14 protein-coding genes are annotated in these 19,460 nt (G+C 34.3%); 7 read left to right on the top strand and 7 right to left on the bottom strand.

The features are described 5' to 3' along the window. Positions 1-83: 83 nt before the first annotated feature. Positions 84-3,269, bottom strand: a complete 3,186-nt coding sequence (locus SYN6308_RS17430; protein WP_017295734.1) for a reverse transcriptase domain-containing protein — start codon at positions 3,267-3,269, stop codon at positions 84-86. Positions 3,270-3,283: 14 nt separating this feature from the next. On the opposite strand from SYN6308_RS17430, the gene SYN6308_RS17425 reads away from it, so the two are divergent. Further along, the gene (locus tag SYN6308_RS17425) at positions 3,284-3,820 is read left to right on the top strand and encodes a hypothetical protein (RefSeq protein ID WP_017295733.1); all 537 of its coding nucleotides are present in this window, start codon (positions 3,284-3,286) and stop codon (positions 3,818-3,820) included. A 13-nt stretch (positions 3,821-3,833) separates the two neighbouring features. On the opposite strand, the gene SYN6308_RS17420 is transcribed toward SYN6308_RS17425, so the two are convergent. From SYN6308_RS17420 to SYN6308_RS22905, 4 genes are all read right to left on the bottom strand, one after another. Continuing rightward, positions 3,834-4,652 carry a hypothetical protein gene (locus SYN6308_RS17420; RefSeq protein WP_017295732.1) on the bottom strand — a complete coding sequence of 273 codons (819 nt, stop codon included), beginning with the start codon at positions 4,650-4,652 and terminating at the stop codon, positions 3,834-3,836. A gap of 107 nt (positions 4,653-4,759) precedes the next feature. Continuing rightward, complete coding sequence (locus SYN6308_RS17415; protein ID WP_144051463.1) at positions 4,760-5,167, bottom strand: hypothetical protein; 408 nt, start codon at positions 5,165-5,167, stop codon at positions 4,760-4,762. A gap of 318 nt (positions 5,168-5,485) precedes the next feature. Next, on the bottom strand, positions 5,486-5,836 hold the full coding sequence (locus tag SYN6308_RS17410; protein WP_144051462.1) for a DUF6444 domain-containing protein: 351 nt from the start codon (positions 5,834-5,836) through the stop codon (positions 5,486-5,488). 57 nt (positions 5,837-5,893) lie between these two features. Next, a complete protein-coding gene (locus tag SYN6308_RS22905; RefSeq protein WP_083879543.1) occupies positions 5,894-7,597 on the bottom strand; it encodes a TnsA endonuclease N-terminal domain-containing protein in 1,704 nt (567 codons plus the stop codon). Between the two features lie 337 nt (positions 7,598-7,934). Between SYN6308_RS22905 and SYN6308_RS17400 the strand changes: the two genes are divergently transcribed. Next, positions 7,935-8,339 (top strand): DNA sulfur modification protein DndB, encoded by a 405-nt coding sequence (locus SYN6308_RS17400; protein WP_202803868.1) that lies wholly within the window; start codon positions 7,935-7,937, stop codon positions 8,337-8,339. Here SYN6308_RS17400 and SYN6308_RS22900 read toward each other — a convergent pair. Continuing rightward, complete coding sequence (locus tag SYN6308_RS22900) at positions 8,328-8,909, bottom strand: COP23 domain-containing protein (protein ID WP_017295727.1); 582 nt, start codon at positions 8,907-8,909, stop codon at positions 8,328-8,330. The genes SYN6308_RS17400 and SYN6308_RS22900 overlap by 12 nt on opposite strands. Before the next feature lie 198 nt (positions 8,910-9,107). Between SYN6308_RS22900 and SYN6308_RS17390 the strand changes: the two genes are divergently transcribed. From SYN6308_RS17390 to SYN6308_RS22895, 5 genes are all read left to right on the top strand, one after another. Next, positions 9,108-9,914: a hypothetical protein gene (locus SYN6308_RS17390; protein ID WP_017295726.1), complete on the top strand. Its 807-nt coding sequence runs from the start codon at positions 9,108-9,110 to the stop codon at positions 9,912-9,914. A 222-nt stretch (positions 9,915-10,136) separates the two neighbouring features. Continuing rightward, positions 10,137-11,177 carry a hypothetical protein gene (locus SYN6308_RS17385; RefSeq protein ID WP_017295725.1) on the top strand — a complete coding sequence of 347 codons (1,041 nt, stop codon included), beginning with the start codon at positions 10,137-10,139 and terminating at the stop codon, positions 11,175-11,177. 326 nt (positions 11,178-11,503) lie between these two features. Then, positions 11,504-12,817 carry a M48 family metalloprotease gene (locus SYN6308_RS17380; RefSeq protein WP_158412764.1) on the top strand — a complete coding sequence of 438 codons (1,314 nt, stop codon included), beginning with the start codon at positions 11,504-11,506 and terminating at the stop codon, positions 12,815-12,817. Positions 12,818-13,107: 290 nt separating this feature from the next. Next, on the top strand, positions 13,108-14,823 hold the full coding sequence (locus SYN6308_RS17375) for a tetratricopeptide repeat-containing S1 family peptidase (RefSeq protein ID WP_017295723.1): 1,716 nt from the start codon (positions 13,108-13,110) through the stop codon (positions 14,821-14,823). 86 nt (positions 14,824-14,909) lie between these two features. Continuing rightward, positions 14,910-15,857, top strand: a complete 948-nt coding sequence (locus tag SYN6308_RS22895; RefSeq protein ID WP_083879541.1) for a S1 family peptidase — start codon at positions 14,910-14,912, stop codon at positions 15,855-15,857. A 217-nt stretch (positions 15,858-16,074) separates the two neighbouring features. Here the strand turns inward: SYN6308_RS22895 and SYN6308_RS17360 are convergent, their stop codons facing one another. Beyond that, on the bottom strand, positions 16,075-19,458 hold the full coding sequence (locus SYN6308_RS17360) for a tubulin-like doman-containing protein (protein ID WP_017295720.1): 3,384 nt from the start codon (positions 19,456-19,458) through the stop codon (positions 16,075-16,077). Positions 19,459-19,460 lie beyond the last annotated feature (2 nt).

Below are 19,460 nucleotides of genomic sequence, written 5' to 3'. Positions count from 1 at the left end.
TCCTGTTGTAATATCGAGTTTGGATAATTAGTTATAAATGAAGATATGCAGTTGCGATCGTATCTGAATCCCCAAAAAGTTCTTTATGGAGAATTTGAGCCAGTCATAGTTTCCATTTCTGTAACAGGATATTTCTTAGCATAATATTTTGATAATATTTCGGGTTCATCTTGACTAAATAAATTATTTTTATTTGAATTATTTATTAGATTACACAAAACAAACTGTATAGCGTCAATTAGAATTAAATTATGACATTGAGAATCTTCACATTTATCTTCTAAGCAGTTTACATAATTAATAAAATATTGCTTTTGCAGTTGTTTTAAATAATCGGTAATAGTTTCTTCTCCATAAACTTGACCCAAGATTAAAATATAATTTTTGATTAAATATAAATCTTTTTCTTCCTCAATTAATCGTTGTAATTTTTCTCGACTTAATTTATTTTTAATATCAGTTAATTGTTTAATAAATAAAATCACTTCCGATGCTTTCAATTTTTCACAGATAGATGTATCTTTTGATTGAATATACTCACATATTAAGTCAATACCTTTTTCTGGTAGAGGTGATTTAATATCAGCTAAAGCACGAATAGCATGAGATTTAACGTAAGAATTTAGACTACTCTCAATAATTTGCTCTAAAAGTTCCAAAGCACGATCTAAATTAGCTAAACTCCGACATAAGAAATGTACAGGTACTAACCAAGGTTTTTCAATAATAATTTTCACTAAATCATCAGCTATATCATCTAATCCTAAAGTACATAAACGTCCTGCAGTAAATTTTAAACGACGTTGAGCTTGTTTTTCTTCTTTTAAGGATAAATCATCTTTATCTAGTTCAGATAAATTTTCTTTCCACAAATTAATTAATTCTTTTTTGAAATCAATTAGTTCTGAATACCAGTTTTTATTTTTCTGTTTAAATTCTTCTAACCAATGTTCGCCATCTGACTGTATCGGAAATTCAGTAAACTTTAATTCGTGATTTATTGCCCAAATATTTAGGCGTTTAGGTATATTGTCTAATGTAAATTTGATAATTTTTTGTGATATTTTAAACATCATTTGAGCGAATGATTGCCAGAAGTCTAAATCTGTTTTTCTTTCGTTATAAGATTGAGATATATTTCTTTGCAACCATGCTCTTGAAATATTAATACCAATCAGTTTTATGAGCTTATAGTAATCCGAGATAAATTGTTCACGATTATTTTTATATTCTTTAATAAAATCATCATTAATATTATAAATAGATAATAATAATCTTCTGAATTTGTTGCTTAATTGATCCAATTTTTTATCTAAAGTTGTCTCGCTAATATATTCTTGTCCATCTTCTGGAAATCTTTGAGTTTTTTCATCAGATAATTCTAATCCTATTACCTTGAACTGAGTTTTCAAGTCGGACTCGATTTTATCAAAACTATTTTCATTATCATCAAATGTAATTACCATATCGTCAGCATAACGGGCTAAGTTTACTTGTTGTAAATAGCTTAATTCTTGTGGTGGTTCTCTAAAAATTCGATCTATTTTTGCTAAATAAACTTCAGCCCAAAAACCTGAAGCAATATGTCCTTGCGATAAACCACAGCCATAAGTATGTTCTTCTTCATGAACTTCATTCTTAAAATCTCTGAATATAATTTTTTCTAAAATTTCTGTTATTCTTTTTTCAGTGGACAAATACTTATTAATATTGTTTAGTAATTCTTTTTGTTTAATATGTTGATAACATCCTTTAACATCAGAACGAAAGACACTATTATCTTTAGCATTTTTATGGGTTTCTCTGATATATTTTAGCCATTGATCTAACCAGTAATAATATAAAAATTCATCTCGATCATCGTTTAAACGATGGCTATAACTATTTTGTAAATCTAAATCATTAACTGGACAAGATTGAATAATACTAGCTGATAGGATTTGTTCTTCTATTCTTGGTAATGTTTTAGGACGAGATTTATTTGGATTTTTTGGTAAATTATAAAATAAAGTATGCTCAACATTCAAAGCCATCCATTGTCTAGCTAGTATTTTTTGACGTAATCTATCCAATTTTCTTTCAATGTCATCGTCAAATAATTTGATTTCTGCTTCATCGGCAAAGGTTTCATGGAGAATGTAACGGCGAGAGCGTGACCATGCTAATTCAATATTTTCTAAGTTTAATACAGAATGTAATTGTTGATTATTTTGATAAGATTCATTAGTAAAAGTAGAATAATCGTAGTAATATTCAGATGGATAAGAATCTTTATTTTTTTCAAAAAAGGAACTTATGGGATTATAGTAATGAACCGTTGTCTCAATTATTTCTTTTCCATTAGAAATTGATATTTCTTTTCTGAATTTTTGAGTTATTAAGCCTAATTTTAGATTCCATCTGTAACGATCTTTTGTAGCAATACTTAATAAACTTAGTCGATCTAATTCCCATTTTTCTAAAATCGATTTTATTGCTCTAGTTTCTGCTGAACCAAACTCAGGATTACTAAATTTTTGATCATTAAGTGCTTGATCTATTAATTCCTGTGCAGGAGTCTCTCCCCTGTTAAAACAATCCCATAAAGGGCGAATAACGTTACATATTCCGAGAAAAATAGAGTGACTATTTAGTGGTTTAAATCTATCGATTAACTCGTCAATTCCTTCAGGGAAAGCTCTCTTTAAAATATCATATTTTATATCAATTAAATAATCATTAAATTTATTTTTTAAATCGTCTAAAATTTCTTTATATAATAAAAGCATATTTTCACTAGGATCTAAACCAATTAAATAAATCCTAATGGGAGAAATAGGTTTATTTTTTTCGACTAAAAACTTTTGATATTCGATGATTAATGTTAATAACGCTAAACTACCAGCCCCTGCACCACAGCCAATATCGATGAATGTCACAGATTGCCATGTTAAAATATTTGTACTATTATTTTCTATATTCTCTAGTTCTGTTATCACTAAAGACTGTAAAAACTTAAAGTAGTGTGTGGGGAAAAAACAATAAAATTGTTCTAAGATATGATTTTTGTCATCACTGTTTACATTTGGTGCATTGGATTGATAAATTTTGTTCACACATTCTCTATAGTTAAAATCTTGTTTAAATTTGGGATTCTGTTTACAATAATCATCGATTATTATTGAGTAAATATTTTGTAAATAATCAGGAAATTGATATGCTTCTTTATTTTTTAAATTTTCTAAAAATTCCTTGACTAAACTTAGGTTAGCAGTACTTAAAGTTATCATTACAATTAATTATTATGTTAGAAAAAATTGGTAAAATTCAGGGGCAAAATCTCCAAGATTTACATAATTGGTGTCAAAATCATCGATATTTGCTCAAGCCTACGATTAGTCGTTATGCTAAGGGTAGAAAAGAGTTATGGATTCGTCGTTATTGTGATTTAAAAAAACAACCAACCATTACAGAAGGTTTTAGAGATGAGCGTTTAGAAGCTCTAGGCGATCGAGTTTTACCCAATTTTGATATTGGACTACTATTATTGTATCAACAAGGAGTAAAAATTAACCTACATCGAGATCATACAGTTTTTTCATCCACTGCTGTTAGCATCAATTTGGGTGAGGCAACTTTTTTAATGGCGGAGATGGTAGGAAAAGGAGAAAAATTACAACCTCAGTGTTATCATCTAACAGATGGAGAGGTTATTAAATTTAATTGTAAAATGTTACATGGAATCAAAGCTGTAAATCAAGAGCGTTGGTGTATCATTTTCTGGCATCTTAAAGATATATTTCGCAACACTATTAGTAAAATAATCATCAACAAAATCTAATATTATTTGAAGACTAAAGATTATTTGTTAGTTTTTTCCACACTTCTAGCTTCTCTAAAGGTAAAAAATAATAATTAGAATAGTGATAGTGACGTGGATTTGCTTTTTCTGCTCCTAAATATAAAGCTATGATTTTTTGTCCTAAACCATCAACTTCTATTCTGATCAACGAACCCTTTTTATAAGGTAATTTACCTCCATTAGTTGGATCGTAAAGTTCTCCTTTAATAAATAAAAAATATAATTCTTTTAATATTTTTACATCATTTAAACAATAATCAATTACTTCTTGTTTTTTCCCTTTCTGCCATAAAACAGGAGCTAATTCACCCGTAGATGTTTTATTAATAGTTAAATTTGCTCTCGATAAGTCTTTAAGTGCATAACCGTTTCTAGTTAAACCATAGACGTATTCAGCAGGTTGATTTGTTGCTATACGAATTTCTGACAATAGATCATAATTTGTTTTAATATCAATACCGTTAGCCTGACATAATTTGTCATCAAATGCTGTTGAATTAAAACCGACAATTTTATCAGCTCGATTGACTATCTTTTGTAAACAATTGAAGCTATTTAAGTTATTCCCAAGATGTTGATTTAGTAAATTATTCTCATTAACAAATGCTTCAAATTTACCTAGTGGTTTAGGAATTGTTAAACGATTTTCCCCCATTTTTAGTAAATCATAATTACGCCAAGTACCAACAACAGAAATTCCCATACCCGAATAATCATCCCAACCTAGACAATAGGATAAATTATGATCTATTTTTTCTGATTTTGAAAGGATACAATTAATAATTTCTGTATCATAAATTAGAATATTCATTACAATATACTAATAAAGTTTTATTAAACATATTCGGCAGGTCTTCTAAGCAGAATAAAAGGATTACCAGCTATGATGTTATAGCCTGAATATTGACTAAGAGCGATCTAACTTGCATTAATCCACTCAGAATGATCATTATTCCATAAAGGATGCCTTAATATCAAAATATCCTTACGATCACGTCTTTGATGTTTAAAGCCGATTAAAGATCCAAATTGCACAGGTGAACTATATCCCAATAATTGGAGAGTAGCTGGAATTGGTGGGTTATTACCTTGTCTCAAACGACTCCAAGGGTTAAGTTGATTACCCCAAGGTGTTTGTAAATCGATAATAGCATTTGCATCACTCACCAATCGAGCCATATCTAAGGCTAACTTCCAATCTAAAACAGGATGGTAGGGTAAATTACGATAATCTTGCAAACATACATTACAGGAAGTATCACATTTATCAGCGTGGGTTGACTGTAACCATTTATGAGCAAGACTATTAACAAGATTAACTGTCAAAGAATAATATAGTTGGAAACTCCAAACAGTTTCAAAATACTAATTTTCCGTTAGTCAGGATAAAAAGAAAATTAAATAAAGTTGGAAACCATTGCTGGTTTAATCAGGTAAAATTGAGAGAATCAATGTATTCATCAAGAATTTGTTGTATTGATGGTAACATCTCAATCTCTTTTCTTAAACCAGCCTTACGGACAATTTGCCATTTTTTTGCAAATATTCCTTCTTGACTAAAATGCTCGATCGTGTAATAGGGGAATAAAGTTGTATAATTTAACCTTCTCTAAGGTACTTTTTTCATTGTTATTTTGGAAGTGTTCAAAGTCGATAAGGATGGTCGTCTGTTCCCGATAGTTTCTCTCTACAACATTTACAGGTTGGTGGTAAGTGGTCTTCCACCCTTTGGCATTCTGATTCGGGATATAATTCTCTGTGATTTCCAACATGACCTTTTTGTCCACCTCTTTTTCTTTTTGTTTTTTTGGGTTTTTGTTTCTTTTCTGGTTTGACAATTTCCGTTGATGGTGAAATGTTTGAATTGTTTGAATTACTATTAACTTTCTCTTCCAGATTTTCTTGTCTTTTTTGTAATTCTTCCAGTTCTTTTTCTAGTTGTTCAATTCTCTGGTTTTGATGCACTACAAAATTTTTCACCCCAGAAGGAGTCAAATCCCATTCTTCGATGGTGTAAAATTCGTTTTCAGTAGTTGCTCTTGTTCCATGTCTCTAAACTACCATATTTCCCCCCCCTGAACGTTTACGAATTATCTCTGCTAGTTCTTGGATAGTGTTTTCTTCAACGCCTAAATTTTTAGATCGTTCATATTCTTTTTCGGTGCAACGGTTTTGAAGAATCCCTTGAACACGGGAACGATTACTTTGAGGAATTTTCGCTTGAGATGTTTGTTTGTGTGCTTCTGAAACAATTTGTTCAACTTGGGCGTGAAAATTAGCTTGAGTTTGCTGTTTTCTAGTTTTAGAAGATTCTTGATATTGTTTTTGTAATTCAAAATATTCAACAACTTCATACCAATCTTTACCCTTAAATCTGAGATCGGCTTCAACTAAATTACAGGTGATTAAGACTGGGCTATCACGCAAACGTAAATAAATATGATCCACGAAACGAGGATCATAAGCTATTTTGACTTTCCATCGTCTCTCATTTCTGGCTTTGACAAACCATTGCTCTCTTAAGGCTAATTCACAAGTATAGCAACAACCGTTGTAATAAATTCCTTGAGCCGTTACAGATGCTTGTGCTGATGGTAATAAATTCAGACGAATAACATCTTCTGATTGAGTTCGCAAATGACCTACTCGATTTTGTATTCCCCAATTCCATAAATCGATGGGATAAGGTTGCAGATAATCCTGAATCATAAATTCATCCATTGAGTAATCCTTCAAATAGTGATTATGATTATGATCAAGGATTTGATGAATCATTAGTCGTCGAAATTGATGTAAGTCCAAAACTGCATCTAGTCGATAATCCTTATCCCCTCTTTCTCGTTGTTTTCTAACCGCTCCGGGTAGCCAATGAATCATCTTTTCATTAGTTAAGCCAAAATTTCTTTCGACAATTCCTTTCCAATCTGCTCGATAAGGCGGTGTATTAGAAACACGAATATTGAGAGCATTCACTAAATTATCAGCATTGTAACCTTCAAATTCACCTCGATCGGCTAAAATAGATTCAGGCAAATGATGATAAGGCCAGTCTTCAGGAGTAATCTCAATTCCATACTGACGGCAAAACTCGACTTTATTCGTAGTTACATTCTCAAGGGCTAACATCGCGCCGAGCCAACTAGGTCCTTCTAAACTGACGCTAAACCCGACTATCATGCGAGTGAAAACATCTATTACAATATAGATTACAGGACGACCAATAATTTTATTTCGATCCAAAGAACTAACCAAATAAATGTCGCCGATCGTGGCATCTATCTGATAAACAGAACCAGGTCCAAATGCTTCAGATAAAGGATATAGATTTTCCAAATCGTGATAAGGATGAAGCCAAGATAGATTTTTAACAAGATTTTCGGGAATTTCTTGTTCTGTGACAATTCCCCAATCAATATTTCTTTCTTGCCAATATAAACGCTCAATTTCTAACTTTTCAATGGTTCTATGGGATTGAATATCCTTACTTTGCCTGAGAGTTCGAGCTTGTTCTATGGTGTCTATTTTTTGACCTACCGTGAGCAAAAAATCAGTAGTCATCACGATCGGCTCTTTTGTTTGGGGGTCTATTGGGTGATTAATTCCTGCTAATTCAGCAATGGCAATGATTTCCTCTAAAGGTAATAGGGGATATTGCTTTCTTATGTCATAAATAACAGGCGACCATTCCAACAGATAAAAGTAGGATAGCTCAAAGTTACTCATAAAATGTTGAACTGTTATATAAAACTTACTCATAGTTACCTATGACGTTTACTTCTTGCTTCTACCAGTCAAGTCGGCTTGATACTGTCCACAAGCGTTGATTCGGGTGTAACCCACCCTACTTTTATTATTCTAATTAATTGATTAATCTTGAATAATAACTAATTTTTATTTAATTTAATCTTTAAATTAAATAGTTTTAACAGTCTTGGTTATCGACTTCATTAAAAGCTAACATATTTTAAAAAAATGTCAACCTTTATCCCGTGAGTAGGTATAAACAACTATAATAAACTATTAGTTAACAGTTAAAAGCTCTTTTACTTTTTATGCCTTTTATACGAGTTGCTAAACCTTGAGATGCTACATCTTGAATCAACAACCAAGGTTGATAGTCAGAGCCTTGTTTAAGGATACTCGTATTCCTGTTATTCTTTATCACTCCGACATCAAACAGAGTCACAATGATTCTTATTTAGAGATTAATAATGAAGATTATGCCAATGTAATTGCTAAAGCTGTTATCGATCGAGTGCCAATATTTCGTGATTTAACGGAGATGAAACGTAGTAGTTTGCCAATGCGATCGCACTATCTATTTACCCTAAGTTCGATCGACAAAGCTACCCAAGCCCTATTGATAAACTATGATGATGATGAAAAAATATTTGAATTAATAAGATGCGATCGCATTTTACTAATTCAACACCACATCAAAAATACGACCTTGCTGAGTTTAATTAAGATTACAATATATCTTTACTTAAAACAATGATTGTCGTTCTACATTGCTTTCTTGTGTTTCTGTTTTTATTTCATTATCCAACGTAGCATCTTTCTCTTTTAAGTAATCTTCAAAATCTATATAAACACGGCCAAGAGTTTCATTTAAGGCTTGGTTTGTCGCACCACTGCGAACATCAAACAATTGACGCAATGTTTTACTCGCATCTTGACCTTTTTTCAAAGTAAATAACTGAGAATCTCCGTTACAGGGTACTGTTTTATCTTTTAAAGCACATATAATGGGTAAACCATTGCTGGGATGTCTTCCTGTGGTTATTACTTTTAAACTTCCCTTATCGCTAAAAGATTGAAACCGATTAGAAATCATTTCACAACGAGTTTTATTATCATAACCAGCATCGTTAAAAGCCCCCGATACCCATCTGATAATTGCAACATTTTGATTATTTCCCGTACTGACCATAGTTGCCGGGACTCCTTTATCAGTTCCGCAAAAAAATTTTCTCTGTTGACTTAACACAGGAGGAGAAAAAATAGAACCCAAGGCTAAAGCCGATACTGTGAGAACTAAACCACCGAAAATATTATCCTTTTTCATAATTTGTTAACTCTCAGAAGTTAATTTTAATTAAATTCATTATAGACTATATCCTTAAAATTTGTTGCATGGGTTAGGAAACTATTACAATCAACTCCTCATCAAAAGACTTTTTGTGCAACCCCTAATTAATAATTTACTATTAGAGATTTATCATTTACTATTAAGGTATCAAAAAATCATTGAAGTAAGTTAGGTATGCCATCCCCAGACAGTTGGACTTGTAACGGAGTTCCTCAGAACGGAAAAGAATACTCAGGATTAGGTTTTCCTCATGATCCCCACGAGAACTACTCCTCAGATTGCGAAATTTGTGGACTCCCTAAAGATTCCGTTATAGTTCCACCGCCACCACCACCACCACTACCAATCACAGCCTTGTTAGTTGCTCTTTTGGCACTGATAATAGGAGGAGGGGGTCTATTTTTTTTGTTTGCGAATAGTTGTCAACAAGGACTTGAGAAAATTGAGGGTGTCTGCATAGATCCTTTCCTAGAACCTTATGAAGTAGCAAAAAGTCAAGGAGATCAAGCTATTAATCTTTTTAATAATTATCAGTCTCCAGAGGATTTGGAAGAAAGTAATAATTCCTTAGAAAATGCCATTAAACAATTGCAAGAAATTCCTTCCACTGCTTTAATTCATCCTCAAGCATTACAAACTATGGAAGTTTATACATCAGAAAAAGAAAAAATAGCTAAATTGATTGATTTAGAAACAATAGTATTAGAAAAATTGACGAAGATTGATAAGAAGATTAATGAGGCAAAAAAACTAAGTGATAATGCTAAAAATCTTTCTGAATATGAACAAGCTAAAAAGAAATGGCAACAATTACAAAACGAATTAAACCCAGAAGATTTTAAATCTAGTCAATTAGCCTTCAAAAAAATACAAGAATATCGTGATCAATCTGATTGGGAAATTCAATGCTTAGACAAAAAAATTAGTGGTGATGGAGATTGTTGTACATTGACACCACAGCCTTCCTATTGTCTTTTCTAATAATCTGAACTTCCGTATTTGTAACAAAAGATTGATAAATCCACAAATCAGATTGTAACCTTGAGTAGTATGATCGAATATGGGAGATTTTTGCTTAATCTTAAAAAATGCAAGTTAAATACTTTTTAGCTCATTTATATCAATTTATTAATTTAATTGAATATAAATTCAATTTATAATTTACTATTGAGATATAATAACAATCATTCAAGCAAATAGGTTATGTCATCTCCAGAAAGTTGGATTTGTAATGGAGTTCCTCAGAACGGAAAAGAATACCCCGGATTTGGTTTTCCTCACGAACCCCATGAGAACTACTCGTCAGACTGTGAAATTTGTGGACTTCCTAAAGAGTCAAGCCTCCCTCAATCAGGTTCTTCTGGTTTTAAGCCTCCGAACAGAGCTTTATTGGTAACTCTAGGAGTGTTTGCTTTCGTATTGATAGCGGGAGGCTCAGGCACGTTTTTTGTTCTTTCTAATCGTTGTGAACAAGGACTTGAGAAAATTGAAGGTGAATGTATAGATCCTTTCTTAGAACCTTATGAATCGGCAAAAAGTCAGGGAGATCAAGCTCTTAATATCTTCAATAATTACCAGTCTTTAACCGATTTGGAAGAAAGTAATAGCTCTCTGCAAAATGCTTTGAGTAAACTCAAAGAAATTCCTTCAGATGCCTTAATTCATCCTGAAGTGTTAAAAACTATGGAGATTTATGAATTAGAAAAAGAAAAAATAGCGGAATTGATTGATTTAGAAACAGTCGCATTAGAAAAATTGACCAAGATTGAGAATGATCTGAATGAAGCAAGTCAGAAAAGTAGTAATGCTAAAAATCTTTCTGAATATCAACAAGCTAAAGAAATCTGGTTACAAGTACAAAATGAATTAAATTCCAAAGAACTTGAATCTAAATTGGCTTTAAACAGAACACAGGAATATATTGTACAGTCGAAAGATCAAATTCAAGACTTAGATGCAAAAATTAAAGTAGAACAAAATCAAATAGCAAGACAATCGTCACCAATAGCAAGACAGAGAGTTACAGGTACAAATACTGGTACAAGTACTGGTACAAGAACAGTTACAAAAAAACCATCAAACAATTCTTCAGTCACGACAAAAAAACCAACTTCTCCTTCTACTCCTACAACCAAGTCTTCTCCTCGAAAACCAGTCGTTACGAAAAAACCACAAGCACCTCGATCGACATCTCCATCAGATCCTTGTGCGAGAACACCACAACCTCCATCATGTGTTTTTTAATACAGTATGGTATTTTGTATTCAACTTAAAATAGTGACTAACGATCTAATTCTTAAAACATCAAACAATTTTTATTAATCATTTAGTTAATTCATCTAAAATCCATGCCACAAAAACAATTTTTTAAAATTCCCAAAAAGTTTTATCTGATCCTCTGTTTCACTTTGGTTCTTACATTGATATTCTCTCATAACGGTTTTATCTCTGCAATAACTTTAGACAGTAAACCTAAACAGTTGTTAGTCAGTTCAAATACAGATAAACAATCTTATGAAATTAGCCAAGGTGTTCGAGTTCCATCTTTTAATAGTAATTACTATTCTCGAATGCTTCAGGCTGATCAGTTTTATAAACAGGGTAATCTCGCAAAAGTCAAAGAAATACAAAGTGCTGTAAAACCTGAATTTCCACCATCAGAACCTCTTGTCGCTAATGATAATCCAGAGAATTTATCAGGTGCTGGACAACGACACTGGAATAATGCCCAGAGAATGATCGATCGAAATTTAAGAGATTCCACATTTATTTACTTAAATTTTTTAGTTGTAGGAAATAAAGAAAAAAATATAGCTCCTACAGATCCAGACTTTATACCGGGATATTTTGCTCTTGTGGATGCTTACGAAAAGACGGCAGAACAAGAAATTAAGAAAGGACATGAAAAAAAAGCAAAAGAATTAAATGTTCAAGCACTAGGGGTTGTGGAAAGTTTGGCTTCTCGTTTTCCCGAAAGGGCAGATTTGTTGGATAAACAAATAGAGATGTTACTCAAAAACAAAAAATACATAGAGGCTTCTATTGCCGCTAACCAATTTGCTCTCAATTATCCAGATAATCCCAAGTCGGCTGAATATAAACGAGATGCTCGAAAATATGAGGATCAATATATTAGAGAACTCAGAATAGAAATAACAGCACTTTCGGTGATAGGAACTGCATTGGGAAACTCTCCAGACTATGGATCACTAATGGTATTGTTACAAGGAGAGAAAAATGCGGGAAAAGTTTTTGCAGAGTCCTATAAAAAAAATGGTTCTGTTGTCGAAAATGAACGAATAAATAACTATGTTAGTAGTATTGGCAAAAAATTAGCTAAATTTGCGGGGAGAGAAGATTTCGAGTATGAATTTGTTGCTCTACAAGACGATAACCCTGGTGCTTTTGCATTACCGGGGGGCAAAATTTTTATTACCACAGGAATGTTGGGCTTAATTGATTCAGAAGCTGAGTTAGCAGGAATTTTAGGGCATGAAATCTCACATTCTGTTTTGTCCCATAGTTTTAGAAAAATAGCTAACAGTTCGATCGCATCTATGATCCAGAGTTTTCCCATCATCAACAATTTCCCTGTTAGTAATTTACTTATGGCTGAAGCAAGTCGAGATTACGAAAAACAAGCTGATATTTTAGGGACTAGACTTTTATCTTCCTCTGGTTATTCGGCGGATGGGGTATATAATGTAATGTTTAAGTTACAGCAAATAGAGGGTAAATCTCAAGGAATACAAAATTGGTTTCGTTCTCATCCTGTCGCAACGGATAGAGTCAAATATATTGGCGAATTTATTGACTTAAATGGTTATAATCGTTATGCTTATGAAGGAGTACAACCATATAGAGAAGCTCTTAACCGAAAATAAAAATATTAGATCGGTTTTAGGTGTTAGCTATAACGTGTATTAAGTAATAAACTTTTCCCAAAATTATAATTTTTGAACAGTATTTCGGGCTTCTAGCCCGAATCTCAATACTGCTGAGTTAAGCCCCCCTGTCCTCAACTTTGAGGGAGTCAAACTTGGTGAAAGTCCCCATTATTAGCGATTTAGGGGCAGACAAAATAACTTGAGCGACTAATCGAACAGTATTGCGACTACGCTCACTAACCATAAAAATTGTAACTAAAAACAATTAAATATTTGAGGATTTTTTGATGATTAATAACTATATTTCTGGATTATTATTTGCTACCTGTTCCATAGTGTTGATTCAACCTCAATTAGTTCAGGCTCAAAATGTTGCTGAAATTGACAAAATTGCACAGCAGGTAACTGTCAAGATTGAGACTTCAGGCGAGCCCGGATCGGGGGTTATTATTGCTAATTATCAAGATAAGTATTATGTACTTACCGCAAGACACGTTGTCAATAAAGTTAAACAAGGGGAATTTTTTAAATTACGCACCTATGACAAAAAAGAACACGAATTGGATATTACAAAAGTACAATATTTGCCGAATAATCTTGACTTAGCTTTAGTGGAATTTAGGAGTAAAAATAGTTATCCTGTGGTCAAAATATCCACATTTAACTATGCAATGTATCAGACAAGGGATTATACAAACAAACTTTTTACCGAAAATTCAGATAAACATTATGTATTCGTTTCGGGTTGGCCTATCCTTAAAGATGAAGAAAAAAGAATTTTTGCTACTGGTTATTTATTTGATAATTCAGGTTCGGCTATATCTTCTCCACCAGATCCATCTCAAGATGATTTTTTAGGTGGTTATGAGCTAATTTATACCAATCTTACTCACCCGGGTATGAGTGGAGGTCCTGTTTTAGATACTAAAGGTCGTTTAATTGGCATTCATGGTCGTGCTGATGGCCGTGAGATTGGTGATGAAGATGAAATTATCAAAAACTATTTAAATGAGGTGGGTGTCCCCGTAAGAATAAAAATTGGCTTAAGTTGGGGCATACCCATTAATACTTTTATGAATTGGGCTTCAACACAATCGATTAATTCTTTGTTAACAGTTGAGCAACAAGCTCCTCCTGTGATGAGTGAAACAACGGTTTCTGATTGGTCTCCCCATACGCCTTTAGACAAAAAAAACCCTTATTATTGGCTAGAACGGGGAAATCAACTGTGGAGAATCGGTAAAGTTTCTGAGGCTAGGGGAGCTTTTCAACAGGCGATCAATCTCAAGGAAGATTTATATTTAGCTTGGTTTGCCAAAGGTTTTGCTTCTGGTTTTGACAGAAAATTTGATATTGCCCTAGAATCTTGCGAAAAAGCTATAACCCTTCAGGTTAATCCTTCTATCTATAAATACGAAGCCTATCGTTGTAAAGCAGGAGCTTTATTAGAACTAAAAGATTTTCAGGGTGCGTTGGATTCTTTGAATGAAGCGTTAAAGCTAAATACACATAATCCAGCTGATTGGATGACTCAGGGTGAATTATATTATGCTTTAGGAAATCTTAAAGAAGCCACTAGCTCGATCGATAAGGCAGTGAAGTTGAGGGACGAACAAGGTTTACCTCCTTCTGCTTTAATTTACAATAACAGAGCTTTTATTTGGATAGAAAGACAAGAGTATGAGTTAGCAAATAAGGATATAGAACAAGCATTAAAGATCGATCCTAAATATGTTCCAGCATGGGTCAACAAAGGTATGTTGCTTGAGGCTACAGACAGGGATGAAGAGGCGTTAAATGCTTATAATCAGGCACTCACAATGGCAGAGGATGATTATAATATCTGGACTAACAAAGCATTCGTGGAGTTCAAAATGGAACTTTATATCAACGCTAAAAAATCCTTAGAAACCGCTTTAACTCTTAAACCCGATTATCAACCTGCCATAAATAGTTTAAAAGTCGTAGAGGAAAAAATTTCAGACCTCAACAGGGGAAGGTAAGGGGAATAAGACTGAAATTATACACAAAATACGTTATTATTGCCTAAGTCCTGATCAAAAGACTTTTTCAGCAGATCGTAATTAGAATGAAATACAATTTTTTGCCACTATTGCTTATCTCTATGGTGGCGGTTCACTCTATCAGTATTAGTAAAGATAAATTACAGTATTGGTCATACAATAATTTGTCAACGATAATTGAAAGAATCAATAATATTGTTTTACCTGACACTAATAAGCCTTCTGAAACTTCGGTGAGTCAAATTGCCACGGAAGTAACTGTTCAAATATGGAGTGACGATCAATTTATTGGTTCAGGTACAATCATTTCTAAAAATGATCATAGGTACGAAATTATTACTAATAGTCACGTTTTAAGAAGTGGTACGAATGATAGCTATGTTATTCAAACTCATGATGATACATTTTATGATGCTCAAGTAATTGCCTATAACAGTCAAAAAAATTTTTGTTGGGACTTAGCTGTTTTATCTTTTCAATCTCCACAGAAAAATTATAAAACAACAACTGTTGCCCCTGTTAACTCTTACGGAATGGGAGACTCGGTGTTTGTGGCTGGTTTTGTGATTGACAATGATCAACAGGAATTAGAAACAAACAAAAAAAGTAATCATGCTAAGTCTAATAAATTTCTGTTCACCACTGGAAAAGTTTATTCAATCTTGGATCAATCTTTAATGTCTGGTTATCAAATCGGTTTTACTAATATGCTTAAAAAAGGCATGAGTGGAGGTCCATTATTAAATCAAAGTGGAGAATTAATTGGCATCAATGGCAGACACGCTTATCCTTTATGGGAGTCAGCCGATTTTTATAAAGACGGTACTCAAGCCTCTGAGGAGGTACAACAAGTTATTGATTCTCATAGTTGGGCAATTTCGATCGAAACTGTACTTCAGTTTTATCAAGAGATTCAAAATAGTTCTATAAATACCTCAAAAGAGATAGAATCTAGTACTTCTGCCATTCAAAAAAGTACAACCCCAGAAGATCAATTAGATTTATGTCGTTAGAGATTCCTTCCAATACTATTCGGTTAGTGACTCAAGTTATTCTGTCCGCCCCTAAATCACCAATACTGGGGACTTTTACCCAGTTTGACTCCCCCAAAGTTGGGGGCGGGGGGCTTAACTGGGCGGTTTTTATATCGAACTCAGGTATGGGTGGGTAATTCCAGATGATTTAACAAAAAATCTGAGTGGTGGGCAATGCCCACCCTACAAAAATAAATCAAAGTCCTAATAATTGCTTTTTAGCCGCATCAAACTCCTCTCTGGTGAGAAAACCCTCCTTATACATCTCCATTAACTCTTTTAATTTTGCCATGCTTTCACCATTGTTACTGGTACTTTGACTTGAGCTTGGGGGGGAAGGGGGAAGTTCCTCTCGACTTGTTTCCTCTTGAATAACGAACTCTGCTTCTAGGGTTTGAGGTTGTGCTTGTAAAACTTGGGTAGCAACGGATTCAGTCAAGAAGGAAGGTGTTGAAGATGCGGAAGCCATAGTTCGATCGTCTGTTTTTAACTTATACTCTCGAACTAATCTTTCAATGATAGCACTATCTTTGAGATACATTGGATTTTGATCTCCGCCAAAATCTTGTAATTCTCTTGCTCTTTCCAAGAGATAATCTTGAAACTTTTGGAAAATAGGAGTCTTATAGGCTTCATTTTTTGCCGCCGCTTCATAGATACTGTTAACCTGCCGTTGGATTTCTTCTTTATCAGGCAAACAGACGGGTACTTCTAAAACCTGAGTTACTTCTTCCCAGTTGGAGGCAACATCTACCTTTCTCATGCCTATTTCCGTCTCAACTTGATAACGAATAGTCGGTTCTTTGGTAGCTTGGTTAATGTCCGCAAATAAGATATTAAAAGCTCTAGCCTGAACCACTAATTCATAAATCCTGTCATCTTCGGGGAAAATATCCCAGATTGCTAAGGCTTTGGAGAGGTGTACGGGGATGGGTAGTTGGGCGTGTTTTCCTGCTAATTTATCTCGTTTGGCTTGAATACTTTGTCCTAGCCATTCTTGATAGGATTGTCGAATTACTTCCATTCCTTCAATACAACGAAGAGAAAAGCCCCCCATCTCTTGAACAAAAACAAGACGATGTCTTTCGTTGTCGCCAATAGGTTTAATATTGTCATCAGGCTTTTTGATAAATTGCGTAATCACAGGTAGCATTTTCTGGGAAGCATTATCAGTGGCGTTAAAACCGCCTAAAATAGCTACACTTTCATTCTTAGCAGGTTGGAAACCAGCCCCGTCTAAGATACCCCTGTTAAGCATAATTAATGGGTGGGACTGTTGATGGACACGACGAATTCGATCGACTTGTTCTGTGGGATCATTATAAAGTTTCAGGAAACGAGTACAAGAAGATAATTCCGTTCTAACTTTACTAGCTTCGGGCGCTTGTTCAATGACTTTTTTGCCTCTTTGATAAATAATATCCTGCAAATCGGGATGGTTAATGTCTTGGATAGCGGTTAAATCAAAGAGACGCATAGTTTCATCGGCTTGACGATTTTCTTTCCAAAGGGGACTTGCTTGGTTGAGAATATCATCGGACATGATTCCGCAAATGGAATCTAACCCCTGATCATAGGCAGTTCTAGCTCCCTGATAGCCTCCTGCTGACTGTTCGATTAAATCTTGATAAAGATCGTTTAATTCTTGTCGCTCGAATAATTTAATCCCGTTAACTTGAAGGGCATCGGCGCTGTCTGCTTCTTCTTTTGATTTTTGATTGAAATAATCTCTGATTTTAATAGCTATCTGGCGGAATTTATCAAAACGTCGTTGCAAAAGTTGAAGGTGCTGTTGAAGACGATCGAGAATTTCTAAGGCAATAGCTCGTGATTTTTTCCGAACAAGGGCATTGGTAGCGCCCTCCACCGCAGTTAATGCGGTATCGCACAACTGTTCCATTTTTGCCTGTTTGGTGACACCAAATTTATCTTTAAGTTCGTTAATATCCTGTTTAATGGTTTCGTACTGTTTATATTTTGCTTCTTCTATTTTGCTTTGGACTTCTAGTTGTTTTCTCAACTGTTCGGCAGTATTTTGAAAGACTTGATCTACAGTTAATAAAAAAGATTCAGCAAATTTTACTCCTCGATTACGATCTTCAAGGATTTGGTAGAGTTCCTTTTCCAGAGCTTCACAACCTTGAACAACAATAGCATCTTGATTACGATACATAACTTGATGATACTCTCCATGAACTCTGCGATCGGGGCTGTTGTCTTTCAGATTTTCGGCTTGGAAAGTTTCTAGTTTCTCTTGAAGATATGGGATGAAAGTGAGAATCTTACCTTTTTCAGCGCCCATCATATTAACCCCTTGTTGAGTACACTGTAAAAGATTCTTTTCAGTAATTTCCGCACGAATTTGGTTAAGCCATTGGGAGATGAGGGCTGATAGGGGGCGATCTTTTGCCATCGTCACATCGGTAATTAGTTCTGTTTCCGTGAGACGCATTCTTTTGAGAATTTCCCCTCGCACTAATTCCAGCATTTCTGGAGGTAATTGTACTGAATCATTAAGCCACCAGTTAACGAAATCTTTAGCAAGGCGATTTCCTAAACAAGCACGAATTTGAGTGATGGGTATTTCGATGGCAGATAAGCCAAAACTCAGAAATTGCTTGGGGTATCCTCTTCCTTGGTTGTCTTTGCCATGCCATTTTTGTTTGATATTATCCCGAATACTACGTTTATGAGGTGCAAAACCAGAAGTCATATCAAGAAAAATATTCTGGGCGATGGCTTCTCTGATTTGTCCTAAACTAAATTCTGTTTGTCCATTTTTCGTACCCACAAGATAGGTAAAGTCGAAGGGGGGTTTTTCACTGCGAACAAGGTCAAGATTACTGGTACTATACTTTTCCTCAAAGACAGTGCGATCGTCGCCAAAATAACTTAATTCCATCAAAGCCGCATAACCGTTTGCCATAACTCCACTGCCCACGCTAATACCAGCAAAAGCATTGGGCATAGGTACTATCCCTGTTATTTCAGTCGTTCCTTCTCCTTGAAGCCAGTGACGAATACAGTAGGCTAAATCAATGAGCATCCCACTACCCGTACCACCAGAAATAGAACCTGTTACAAATACGTTAAGCTCGTTTGCTACTTCTATGCCTAGAGTGTCATACATATATCGGTTTTTTCCTTTAACTCTTTGAATAACTGAGAGGAAAGAGTCTCGAATTTTGGCATAGTTACAAAAAAAAGCAAATCGTCCACAAGCTCGGATTTGCCCTGCGCCTTGCTCTAGGGAGGTGACACTTCTTTCTAGTTCATTGGGAAACCACTTTTGAATCCAAGGATAATTATTCATATTCTTGAGTCTAGTTTCCACCTCTGTCCCCGTGACGGTGGCAAGACAGATTTCCGCATCCTTAAATTTACTTCCTGCGGCTTTAGGATTAGTTACTTTATAATTTTTGTCGGTATCAATCCACAGAAAACCGAGAATAGGAAATTTATCTAAACTACCATAGGTTTCTTCTGCAAATCTTCGCACTCTCGATAGCACTTCAGCGCCCGTTCCCCCAACACCTATCAAAACGGTGGGGGATATTCCTCTTTTCTCTTGTTCTGGCATAG

This window comes from Geminocystis herdmanii PCC 6308 (assembly GCF_000332235.1).
GTDB classification, from domain to species: domain Bacteria; phylum Cyanobacteriota; class Cyanobacteriia; order Cyanobacteriales; family Cyanobacteriaceae; genus Geminocystis; species Geminocystis herdmanii.
The sequence above is the reverse complement of the archived record's forward strand: the minus strand, read 5'-3'. Positions and strand labels throughout refer to the sequence as shown.